Here is a 12,019-nt window from a genome sequence, read left to right as displayed (position 1 = left end):
GCAGCGCTTGCTAGAAACAATAGCTTCGTCTTGTATTTGTTCAGGAATGTCTTAAAATTCACTACATACGATAACATTATTATTTATTTAGAGAACTTCATGTCCGATTTTTATCAGGATTTTAATACCAGACGAACCTTCGCAATCATCTCTCACCCCGACGCAGGTAAGACAACAGTAACCGAAAAGTTGCTTTTGTTCGGAGGAGCAATTCAATTGGCTGGAACGGTTAAAGGGCGTAAAGCCGATCGCCATGCCACATCCGATTGGATGGAGATGGAAAAAGAGCGGGGTATATCCATCACTACCTCGGTAATGCAGTTTGTGCATAATCAGCATGTAATGAATTTGCTGGATACACCAGGCCATGAGGACTTTTCTGAAGATACCTACCGTACCCTGACTGCAGTAGATTCGGCACTGATGGTTATCGACGTAGCTAAGGGGGTCGAAGAAAGGACAGTGAAATTGATGGAAGTGTGTCGTTTGCGTGATACGCCGATTATGACTTTTATCAATAAATTGGACCGTGAAGGGCGTGATCCTATTGATTTACTGGATGAGGTTGAATCTGTGTTGGGCATTCAATGTGCCCCGGTAACCTGGCCTGTAGGTATGGGAAAGCGTTTTAAAGGCATTTATCATCGGTATGAAGATATAGTTTACCTGTACCAACCAGGTAAGAATGCCCAAAAGCAGGAAGCAATGCAAATTATAGGATTGGATAATCCCCAATTGGATGAAGTATTAGGGGACAGTGCCCAGGAATTACGGGAAGAAATTGAGTTGGTCAAGGGCGCTTCCCATGAGTTTAATTTGCAGGATTATCTGGCGGGTAAAATGACTCCTGTTTATTTTGGATCCGCCATCAATAATTTTGGTATCAAAGAGTTACTTGATGATTATGTACGTTATGCTCCAGGGCCGCAAGCACGGGTAGCCCAAGAGCGTATTGTGTCTCCTGATGAAAATAACTTCTCCGGTTTTGTCTTCAAGATTCAGGCTAATATGGATCCCAAACATAGAGATAGAATTGCATTTTTGCGCATCTGTTCTGGTGCTTATCGAAAAGGAATGAAAATTAATCATTTGCGCGTAGGTAAAGAAGTACAAATTTCCAATGCACTTACTTTTATGGCGGGAGACCGCTCACATACAGAGGTGGCTTTACCCGGTGATATCATTGGTTTACATAATCATGGAACGATTCGGATAGGTGATACGTTTACCCAGGGAGAGCAATTAAAATTCACGGGTATTCCCAATTTTGCCCCTGAGCTGTTTCGGCTGGTGCGTTTAAAGGATCCTTTAAAGAGTAAAGCTTTATTGAAAGGATTAATCGAATTATCTGAAGAAGGGGCAACGCAAGTATTTAGACCATTGAATAGCAACCAGCTAATCCTGGGGGCAGTGGGTGTGTTGCAATTTGATGTTGTAGCCCATCGTTTAAAACATGAATATAAGGTGGATTGCATTTATGAAACAGTCAATGTCGCCTGCGCGCGCTGGGTTTACTCTGATGATGATAAGGCTATGAGTGAATTCCGCACTAAAGCTTATGATTACCTGGCTTTGGATGGAAGTGATGCATTGATGTACCTTGCCCCGACTCGTGTCAATTTAACAATGGCTGAGGAGCGCTACCCCAAAATCAAGTTCCATGCGACAAGAGAACATTAATGGGGGTTATTTGAAGCCTGGGGGAGGTGTAACTGAACCCGGGTTTCACTGTGTGCTACCCGGCATGAATAAACAAAAGAATTAAGCGGTACAAATTGCTCTAACGGTATGCGGGCCAAAATTGGTGATATCAACTCTTGCGCCTGAATCTGCGCTTATTTTCAAAATTTCATTCGGATGGACTTTAATCAATAAAGATTGTCCTGCGGTCAAATCCACGTTATTAACTTTTCCTTTTTTTGCTAACGCTTCAAATAAAATGTCATTGCTTTCGTCTTCTGACACAATTTTACATTCTGCTTCTATTGGCCACATAAAAAAATTAGCCACAGGTTCGGGAACATTGCTTCGCAACACATACTCCAAAGTGGCCTTCGGGAGCAAACTTTCCGCAGCATATGCGCTTGTACTTAAAGATGCAGCGAACCACAATAAGCCAAGTCCTACTTTTCGTAGCATTATTTAACTCCATAAATTAAATTAAACGAGCTAAGATACATTTATTTTTTATGTATAGCAAATTAATATTTGTCGCCCTGAGTTGATAAAATGGAGTCTCCAAAGGAGAAATAATCGGCTGCAACAGAATTTGTGAAGGGGCGTCGTCATGGTTTGGCAGGGAAGTATTGGGGAATTGGTTTTGAAGTTCGATTCGCATCGGATCCCCGCTGCGCGGGGAACTATTACCAGATCAATTAACAGTGGAGCACTGGTTAAACCGCTTACAATGCTTCTAAAGCCTTGGCAATAGACTCAGTCATCGCTTTGGCATCCCCAAAAAGCATGTAAGTATTATCATGATAAAACAAATCATTTTCGACGCCGGCATAGCCTGGAGCCAAGCTTCTTTTAACGAATAAAACATTTTTTGCTTTTTCTACTTCCAGGACCGGCATTCCATAAATAGGAGAACTAGGATCTGTTTTTGCTGCCGGGTTGGTTATGTCGTTTGCACCAATAACATAAGCTACATCACAACTTGCAAAATCGCGGTTTATTTCACTTTGTTCAAAAACCCTGTCATAAGGTATATTGGCTTCAGCAAGCAAAACATTCATATGCCCGGGCATACGGCCGGCAACAGGGTGGATTGCAAAGCGGACTTTGATGTTGCGATGCTCCAGGGCATCTACCAACTCTTTAACGGCATGTTGCGCATGGGCTACTGCCATCCCATACCCTGGAACAATGATCACATCTTTAGCATTACTTAAAAGGAAGGCAGCATCTTCGCCGTTACCTTGTCTTACTGTGCGCGATTCATGTGTTGCCTGAGCGTTTAATTGTCCTGCAGAGGATTGGATGCCGCCAAAAATCACATTGAATATAGAGCGGTTCATTCCCACACACATGATATAACTGAGTATGGCCCCGCTCGCCCCTACCAGGGCTCCTGTAATCACAAGCAAGTGGTTGCTAAGGGTAAAGCCAATGCCTGCAGCTGCCCATCCTGAATAGGAGTTCAGCATCGATATGACTACGGGCATGTCTGCACCACCGATAGGGATTATGAGTAATACACCAAGTAAAAAAGCAATCCCTGCCATGATGCTGAAAAGGGTAGGGGTCTGATTCATTAGAAACAAGATAAAGACAACGAGAATGATCAAGGCCGTAACAAGATTAATGATATTATGGCCAGTGAGTTTAATGGGTACCCCAGACATGATCCCTTGCAATTTGAGAAAAGCAATGACCGAACCAGAAAAAGTAATTGCCCCAATAATTAAACCAAGGCTCATTTCAACAAGACTTGCTTTGGCAATTGCTCCAGGAACTCCAATATGGAAAGAGGCTGGGGACAAAAAAGCACAAAAGGCGACTAAAACTGCCGCCATCCCTACTAATGAGTGAAAGGCCGCGACCAGTTGCGGGATGGCGGTCATATTAATTTTGAATGCAATAAAGGTTCCTATAATGCCTCCCGCGATCATCAAACTAATGAGTAATGGTTGATGGTAAGTGGTAGGCATCATTAAGGTGGAGCCTACTGCAAGGATCATACCGGCAATTCCTAATAAATTTCCTCTTCGTGCAGAAGCAGGACTGGCCAGACCTTTTAATGCCAATATAAAACACACAGCTGATAGTAGATAAAATAAAGGAACCAAAGTTGTCATGAGAAATCATCCTTAATTTCGGCAGGCCTTTTTTTATAAGCCCCCACCATTTAATTTTTTGTACTTTGCAGCCTCAAGTTATAATTTTGTCTTACAAACCGCTGGATTAAAGCCTGCCCCTGGATAGTATTTCCTAAGCGCTGCATTCCCTATTTTTTATACATGCGCAACATACGTTGGGTTACAACAAATCCCCCAAATATGTTAATCGAGGTAATAAAAATGGCTAATCCGCCAATCCAGGTGATTTTTCCAGTGAGTTGGCTGCCTGCAGCAATAAGTGCCCCCAGCACAATAATACTTGATATGGCATTAGTTACAGACATTAAAGGAGTATGTAAGGCTGGGGTAACTTTCCAAACCACATAATATCCAACAAAACAGGCCAAAACGAAAATTGTAAGTATGGTAATGTATGGATTTCCCAAAGTACTCATTTCATGCATTTTGTGTCTCCTTTACCTGAAAGGGTAAATATTGATTCTGATGACAAAGAACCGCTTGCTGAATGATTTCATCATTAGGGTTTAATGTAATTTCGGGTGGGGTTGGTGCTAAGGCATCGATTAAGTGTACCAAATTATTAGCATAAAGCTCACTTGCAGTCGTAGGCACCAGCCCGGCCATGTTGCTGAAGCCAATAACTGTTATTTCTCCATGTTTTATTGTTTTATCAGGAGCACTAACCTCACAATTTCCTCCTCTGGAGGTAGCAAGATCCACGATAACCGAGCCAGGTTTCATTTGTTCTACAGTTTTTTTATACAATAGGACCGGTGCTTTTTTACCTGGGATTAAGGCTGTTGAAATAACGATATCAGCTAATTTGGCGTATTGGTCAATAAGTTCTGCCTGCAGTTTCTTATATTCCTCACTCATTTCGGAGGCATAGCCTCCTTTGGTTTCGCTATCTTCATTCTGACTTACTTCAATAAATTCAGCACCTAAACTTTCCACTTGTTCTTTTGCTGCTCGCCGTACGTCAAATGCATAAACTACTGCACCTAAACGTTTCGCTGTCGCTATGGCTTGAAGACCCGCTACACCTGCACCAAGGATGAGTACTTTAGCTGGTTGAATCATTCCTGCAGCCGTCATCATCATGGGAATTGCCCGATGAAATTGGGAGCATGCTTCCAAAACGGCTCTATAGCCTGCCAAATTTGCTTGTGAAGAAAGACTATCCATGCTTTGGGCACGACTGATCCGGGGTATAAGATTCATGGAAAATAAAGTAAGTTGCTTTTCCTGGCACCAGGTAATCAGTTTGCTTTCAGGGTTATTGTCGATATGCCCTATGACCAGGGCGCCTTCAGATAAGCCATCGAGTTCTTTGGGGGCGGGTTCATTGATGCAAAGCAGAACATTGGCTTTTTCCAGCAGGTTTTTTTTATTCTGAATCGATACACCTACCTGTTCGTAATCTTTATCTTTAAACCCTGCAGCAAGACCTGCATTTTTTTCAATGGCGACTTCAAATCCTGATTTAATGAAGTGTTTTGCTGAATTAGGAGTGATGGCTACCCGCGTTTCATTGTCTGGTGCCAGTAAGGTTGCAATCATCATGGGTAAATCCTTTTTACCTGAATATTCTTTTATCCTATTGTAATTTAGATCGATTTTCCAGACTAATGAACAGATTTTGGCAAAAACCCGACAGGTATTTTTCCATAAATCCTGATGGGTGCCATACAGTTCATTTTTTATCAGAAGTGGGAGAAAGCTTTGCCCAGAATTTTATTCTGTTTCCTGAGTGGAATCATTTAGTTTGTTTTGTTCTTCTTGCAAACTGTCTACTTCAATAGCCAGGGCAATTTGATTGGCACAAGACTCTAAAAGTTGTAATTTTTCAGGCGTTGTACAATCGTTATCCTTTGACGGTTGTACCCTTATTACTCCCATTGTGCCGCGTGCACCGATTAACGGAATATACAATGCATGGGAAAAAGAGAGGGTGTCAGTTCCCCATCCTGCTTTTTGACCCAATTCATAGACCCACTGGGCAATACTGTATTCTTTTTCATCCAGATCTTGATTTGATTTGGCTCTGGCACGAACAACGAGCCCTCCATTTTTTGGCAGCAGCGCAATGATCTCACAGTGAAAAATTTCAGAAATATAATTGACACCTGTTCTCAGTAATCTGACTATGCCGCGTGTTCTCGATAATCTTCGGCTTAAAGTATATAACGCCGATGTTTGATATTCTGCAAGCCGTGCAATTTCTGCTTGGCGGCGGGTAACCAAAGTCAATTGGCAAATAATTACTGCAATGACAAACATTAAAATCAAAGTAAAGAAATAATCAGGCCCCCCAATAAAAAATCTGTAGTAGGGGGGAATAAACAAATAGTCATAGAGAAAAATACTAAGGAAAATTCCCGAAATCGCAGGGCCTGTCCGTCCCAATAAAGCAATACCAATAATTCCTATTAAATAGGTAAGCATTAGACTGGTTTCGTTGACTAACGGATAAATGAGATAATTAATAAGCGTCGTGACTGCAACGATGCTTGTCGAGAGAAGGTAATAAAACCAGGGGGTCTTTAGCTTGGGAAGATTTTTTTTTCTTGCTGTGTTTGCTGCTATGGTCACGGTATATACATCAATCTCACCGCTGTAACGTAAAATTTCATCAGCCAGGCTGCGAAAGAAAAAATTCCTCCAGCGAGTGCGGATTTGTTTGCAGATCATAATAAGCGTAACATTTTGTTGGCGGGAGAAGTTGATGATTTCATTAACAAGATCATACCCCATTAAAACCTGAGTCTCAGCTCCTAACTGTTCGGCAAAAAATAAGTTCTTTATAGCTTGATTCCGCTGGTTTTTGGATAATTTACTTCGCGGAGAATCCACGTATACTGCAATCCAGTCAACCTGGAGGCTACTGGCCATTCTTTTCGCAGCGCGAATCAATTTATGTGATTCCGGACCAGGACCCACACACACAAGTATTTTTTCCATGATAGGCCAGATGTGTCTAATGCCTTGGCCCTGTCGGTAGAGGAGTACTTGGGTATTAACGCGTTTTGCCAGAGTCCGCAATGCCAGTTCCCGTAAAGCCATTAAATTACCTTTGCGAAAATAAAATTCAGCGGCAAGACGGGCCTGTTTGGGGACATAGACTTTACCTTCGGCCAGACGCTTTAATAAATCTTCCGGGGCAAGGTCGACCAATTCAATGGTATTAGCCCTTTCTATCATCGCGTCAGGTACGGTTTCCTGAATAGGGGCATGAATGATTTGCGAGACATCGTCATTAAGACTTTCTATATGTTGCACATTGAGGGTGGACCATACATCAATCCCCCTATCCAAGAGTTCTTTAATATCTTGCCAACGTTTTTTATGCCGTACACCGCTTACATTCGTATGCGCCATTTCATCCATGAGGATTAATCCAGGGTTTCTTTTAAGGGCTGCATCCAAATCAAACTCTTGTAATTGTTTCCCATGATAATCAATCGTCACTTTAGGCAAAATGACGAAATTTTTCAGTATCTCCTCTATTTCAATTCGTCCATGGGATTCAACAATGCCTATTATTATGTCTAATCCTTTAGCTTGTTCTTGTAAGGCTTCACTCAACATGGAGTGAGTTTTACCTACCCCTGGTGCAGCACCGAGATATATTTTTAGCTTTCCACGATGTTTGAGTTGTTCTTCTTCTATTACCCGCTGGAGTAATGCATTCGGATCAGGGCGTCTGTCAGTCATTTAGTGGTCCTTATATGATCCAGAGCCAAATTAAGCTCTAAAACATTGATACGAGGTTCTCCCAATAGATGCAAGGTACGTGTTTTGATTAATTCACTGACTAATTTTTGAATTTCCTGTTCCGGGATATTGCGTGCTTTCGCAATGCGAGGGATCTGATAAAAAGCCGCGAGTGGGCTTATCTCGGGATCCAGTCCGCTCCCTGAAGCTGTCACTAAATCAACTGGAATTAATGCCTGAGGCATTTTATTTTGAAGCGTGTATTGATGCAGTTCCGCGATTCGTTTTGTTACAGTCTGCAGAAACATGGGATTTGAAGGACCCATATTAGAACCTCCAGATTGCATGGCATTATAGGGGAATGGGGTGGTGGCCGAAGGTCTTCCCCAGAAGTAATTAGGTGTATTAAAGTATTGCCCGATTAGTTCGGAACCAATAGGCTTGCCATCATAACGCAGCAGACTGCCATTTGCTTTAAAAGGAAAAAATAGCTGAGCTAATGCGGTAACAAGTACTGGATAAATTAAACCAGTCAGAATGGAGAAAACAAATAAAAAGAGGACTGCCGTTTTCATTTGTTTCAGAGTCTCTGTCATCATTTTTTATCCTGTTAAATCCAATACTGTTAAGAGTAAATCAATCATTTTAATGCCAATAAAAGGAACGATGATTCCTCCTAGCCCATAGATAATTACATTATTTCTAAGGAGCAGCGCCGCAGGAAGCCTGCGGTATTTAACTCCATGTAAAGCTAAGGGGATAAGAAAAACTATGATGAGTGCGTTAAAAATGACGGTGGAAAGCACGGCAGATTGTGGGGTATGCAGATGCATGATATTTAAAACATTCAATGCAGGGTAAGTGCTGGCAAATGCGGCAGGCAAGATAGCAAAATATTTGGCAATATCGTTGGCAATGCTAAATGTAGTTAGCGCACCGCGTGTCATCAGTAATTGTTTACCTATTTCCACTACCTCAATTAATTTAGTAGGATTTGAATCCAAGTCGACCAAATTGCCCGCTTCTTTTGCGGCTTGGGTTCCGGAATTCATGGCTACCGCCACATCAGCTTGTGCAAGGGCGGGTGCATCATTGGTCCCATCGCCAGTCATTGCCACTAAATGGCCCTGGGCTTGCAGATCACGAATCAATTTAAGTTTATCTTCTGGTTTGGCATTGGCAAGAAAGTCATCTACCCCAGCTTCACCAGCAATGGAGGCAGCAGTTAGGGGATTATCGCCCGTAACCATGATTGTTTTTATCCCCATTTGCCTTAATTGGGCGAAGCGTTCACGGATTCCCCCCTTAATAATGTCTTTAAGTCGGATAATTCCCAAAACTTTTTTGCCTTCGGCAACAACCAAAGCTGTTCCTCCCTGGCGTGAAATAATTTCCACATTCATTTTTACATTCTCAGGAACATGACCTCCTAATTGCTCAATGTATTCTTCTATGGCTTGGGAGGAGCCTTTGCGAATTTGCCGGGTACCGATGTTGGCTCCGCTCATACGGGTTTGGGCGGTAAAGGGAATAAAGGTTGCATTCAATTGCGCCAGTGCTCTGCCGCGTAATTTGTATTTACTTTTAGCAAGAATGACGATACTTCGGCCTTCGGGTGTTTCGTCTGCAAGTGAGGCCAACTGAGCTGCATCCGCTAGATCCTGGATATCGACTCCTTCTGCTGGAATAAATTCTGTTGCCTGGCGATTGCCTAAAGTAATTGTTCCTGTCTTATCAAGCAATAAAATATCAATATCACCTGCAGCCTCTACTGCACGTCCGGATAGGGCAATAACATTGGCCCGAATCATGCGGTCCATACCGGAAATGCCTATCGCGGAAAGTAAGCCGCCAATAGTTGTGGGGGCTAAACAGACAAACAGGGCCACAAGTACTGTAATTGAAATTGGTGATCCGGTTTTAGTAACGGAAACACTATAAATGGAAAAAGAAAGCAGGGTAGCGCACACCACTAAAAATACGATGGTTAGTGCTGCAAGTAAAATGGTCAGGGCAAGCTCATTTGGGGTTTTTTGTCTTTTGGCTCCTTCAACGAGAGCAATCATTCGATCCAGGAATGTCTCGCCAGGGTTAGACGTAATCCGGATAATTAGCCAATCGGAGATGATTTGCGTGCCTCCGGTTACAGCACTTCGGTCCCCGCCGCTTTCCCGAATTACCGGGGCGCTTTCACCAGTAATGGCACTTTCGTTAACCGAGGCAATTCCTTCAATAACCTCCCCATCACCAGGGATGAAATCACCCGCTTCAACTAAAACCAAATCCCCGGTACGAAGTTGAATCGAGGGAATTACAGTGAATTTTGCATTTTTTTTGGCCCGGGTCAATTTTTTAGCCTGAATTTCTTGGCGTGCCCGCCGTAAATCCTGTGCTTGTGCTTTGCCTCGACCTTCTGCCATTGCCTCTGCAAAATTTGCAAACAGAAGTGTGAACCAAAGCCAAAGGCTAATAGCCAGGATAAACAACAACGGAGCTTCCCCATGTCCCAATAAAGCCTGGATAAATAATCCGGTGGTTATAATGGAGCTCACATAAACAGTGAACATAATCGGATTTTTTATCTGGATGTGAGGGGCTAATTTTAAAAACGCATCCCATATTGCTCCTTTAATAATGGCGCCATCCCAAAGGCTGTGAGATTTAGTGGCCATATCCCCTCCACAGCATTAATTGCTCCGCAATTGGACCGAGAGCTAAAGCGGGGAAAAATGACAGCGCCCCGACTACTATGGCGATTCCCACTAATAAAGTAACAAATAGGGGGGTATGGGTACCTAGGGTACCTAAAGTGGCGGGGATCCGCTTCTTCCTAACCAGTGAACCTGCCATTGCCAGTACTGGAATAGCAATCCAATATCGGCTTATCAACATAAGCAAGCCACCCGCAATATTATAAAAGGAGGTATTGTCAATTAAGCCACTAAAAGCACTACCATTATTGTTGGCCATAGACGTGAAGGCATAAAGCATTTCTGTAAACCCATGAGCTCCATAATTTGCTATGGAACTTACTCCTTCAGGAGTAACCGAGGCATAGGCCGTGGTTATGAGGACAGTTAAAGGCATAATCAAAACAGCGATCGAGGCCATCTTCATTTCATATGGCTCAATTTTTTTTCCTAAATACTCAGGGGTCCTACCCACCATAAGTCCTGCAATAAAGACAGTGAGAACAATCAGCATTATCATCCCGTATAAACCACTACCCACCCCTCCAAAGCTGACTTCACCCAAATGCATCATCCATAAAGGCACTAATCCACCTATAGGAGTAAATGAATCAAGCATGGAGTTAACGGAACCGTGAGAAGCGGCGGTGGTGCTTGTTGCCCAAATTGCTGAATTGACTATACCAAAACGCGTTTCTTTACCTTCCATATTCCCAGCTGGATAAAGAGCAGCCTGTGCTGTAGTGTTAATCCCCATCTGTTGGAATAAGGGGTTTCCCGTTTGTTCTGCAATTATTTCAAGGAGTAACCAGGGCACAAACAGAATGGACATGGCGACCAATATTGCCCAACCCTGCTTTTTATCATCTATCATGACGCCAAACGTAAAGCAAAAAGCGGCAGGAATGAGCAAGATTGCAACCATTTCCAAAAAATTGGTTAAGGGGGTCGGATTCTCAAAGGGGTGGGCAGAATTAGTATAAAAATAACCACCGCCGTTACTCCCCAATTGTTTGATAGCAACCTGGGTTGCAACAGGTCCCATAGGAATAATTTGTTCCGCAATTTTGACTGGCTTTGTTTCAGGCGTACCGTGGCTATCTACTATCACCTTGCCTGTTTGATCAGTTATAGGTTGCTGATAAGTATAAGGATAAAGCAGACTAATTTTCTGATAAGGCTTAAAATTCTGTATGACCCCTTGGGAGCATAAAATAAGGGCAAAAATAAAGGATAAGGGTAACAGGATATAGAGAATTCCCCGTACAGTATCTACCCAGAAATTCCCCAATGTTTTGCTTTCATATCTTACGAGGCCGCGTATTAAGGCGATAAGTAAGGACATACTTGATGCCGCCGAGATAAAATTCTGGACGGTGAGTGCAAACATTTGCGTGAAGTAACTCATCGTCATTTCACCACTGTAAGCCTGCCAGTCTGTGTTGGTAGCGTAACTTACCGCAGTATTAAAGGCGAGGTCAGGTGAAGGGGAGGTAAATTCCTGTGGATTCAGCGGTAAATAAAATTGAATGCGCTGAATAAGATAAACGAACAATACTCCGAATAAATTAATAAAAAGCATGCATAGTAGATACTTTTTCCATCTCATTTCTTCTTGAGCATGAATACCGCAAATAGTGTAGATGAAATGTTCGACAGGTTTTAAAACAACGTCTAAAAAACAGGAGCGGCCTTGATAAACCCGTGCCATGTACCAACCCAATGGTTTCACCAGAAGCAACAAAAAAAGCAAATAAAAAATAAGTTGTAGAAAACCCGGTTTTGTCATAAGGAGGTCCATTTCCTATATTA

At 42.6% G+C, this 12,019-nt stretch carries 9 protein-coding genes; 1 reads left to right on the top strand and 8 read right to left on the bottom strand.

The features are described 5' to 3' along the window. Positions 1-99 precede the first annotated feature (99 nt). Entirely contained in the window at positions 100-1,680 is a 1,581-nt protein-coding gene (locus KYQ_RS11385) for a peptide chain release factor 3 (RefSeq protein ID WP_010654392.1), read from the top strand. An 81-nt stretch (positions 1,681-1,761) separates the two neighbouring features. Here KYQ_RS11385 and KYQ_RS11375 read toward each other — a convergent pair whose 3' ends face one another. From KYQ_RS11375 to kdpA, 8 genes are all read right to left on the bottom strand, one after another. Continuing rightward, complete coding sequence (locus KYQ_RS11375; RefSeq protein WP_010654391.1) at positions 1,762-2,139, bottom strand: hypothetical protein; 378 nt, start codon at positions 2,137-2,139, stop codon at positions 1,762-1,764. A 263-nt stretch (positions 2,140-2,402) separates the two neighbouring features. Continuing rightward, positions 2,403-3,800 carry an NAD(P)(+) transhydrogenase (Re/Si-specific) subunit beta gene (locus tag KYQ_RS11370; RefSeq protein ID WP_010654390.1) on the bottom strand — a complete coding sequence of 466 codons (1,398 nt, stop codon included), beginning with the start codon at positions 3,798-3,800 and terminating at the stop codon, positions 2,403-2,405. 149 nt (positions 3,801-3,949) lie between these two features. Then, positions 3,950-4,246, bottom strand: a complete 297-nt coding sequence (locus tag KYQ_RS11365; protein ID WP_010654389.1) for a proton-translocating transhydrogenase family protein — start codon at positions 4,244-4,246, stop codon at positions 3,950-3,952. Beyond that, complete coding sequence (locus tag KYQ_RS11360) at positions 4,239-5,366, bottom strand: Re/Si-specific NAD(P)(+) transhydrogenase subunit alpha (RefSeq protein ID WP_010654388.1); 1,128 nt, start codon at positions 5,364-5,366, stop codon at positions 4,239-4,241. Before KYQ_RS11360 ends, KYQ_RS11365 begins: the two co-directional genes overlap by 8 nt. Before the next feature lie 171 nt (positions 5,367-5,537). Continuing rightward, positions 5,538-7,517, bottom strand: a complete 1,980-nt coding sequence (locus tag KYQ_RS11355) for a DUF4118 domain-containing protein (RefSeq protein ID WP_010654387.1) — start codon at positions 7,515-7,517, stop codon at positions 5,538-5,540. Further along, the gene (gene kdpC / locus KYQ_RS11350) at positions 7,514-8,116 is read right to left on the bottom strand and encodes a potassium-transporting ATPase subunit KdpC (protein ID WP_019350102.1); all 603 of its coding nucleotides are present in this window, start codon (positions 8,114-8,116) and stop codon (positions 7,514-7,516) included. The genes KYQ_RS11355 and kdpC overlap by 4 nt, the downstream gene beginning before the upstream one ends. Before the next feature lie 3 nt (positions 8,117-8,119). Then, a complete protein-coding gene (gene kdpB, locus KYQ_RS11345; RefSeq protein ID WP_019350101.1) occupies positions 8,120-10,189 on the bottom strand; it encodes a potassium-transporting ATPase subunit KdpB in 2,070 nt (689 codons plus the stop codon). Beyond that, the gene (gene kdpA, locus KYQ_RS11340) at positions 10,179-11,996 is read right to left on the bottom strand and encodes a potassium-transporting ATPase subunit KdpA (protein ID WP_010654384.1); all 1,818 of its coding nucleotides are present in this window, start codon (positions 11,994-11,996) and stop codon (positions 10,179-10,181) included. Before kdpA ends, kdpB begins: the two co-directional genes overlap by 11 nt. Positions 11,997-12,019 lie beyond the last annotated feature (23 nt).

The organism is Fluoribacter dumoffii NY 23 (assembly GCF_000236165.1).
GTDB classification, from domain to species: Bacteria; Pseudomonadota; Gammaproteobacteria; order Legionellales; family Legionellaceae; genus Legionella; species Legionella dumoffii.
This window is presented reverse-complemented; position numbering and strand designations above follow the sequence as displayed.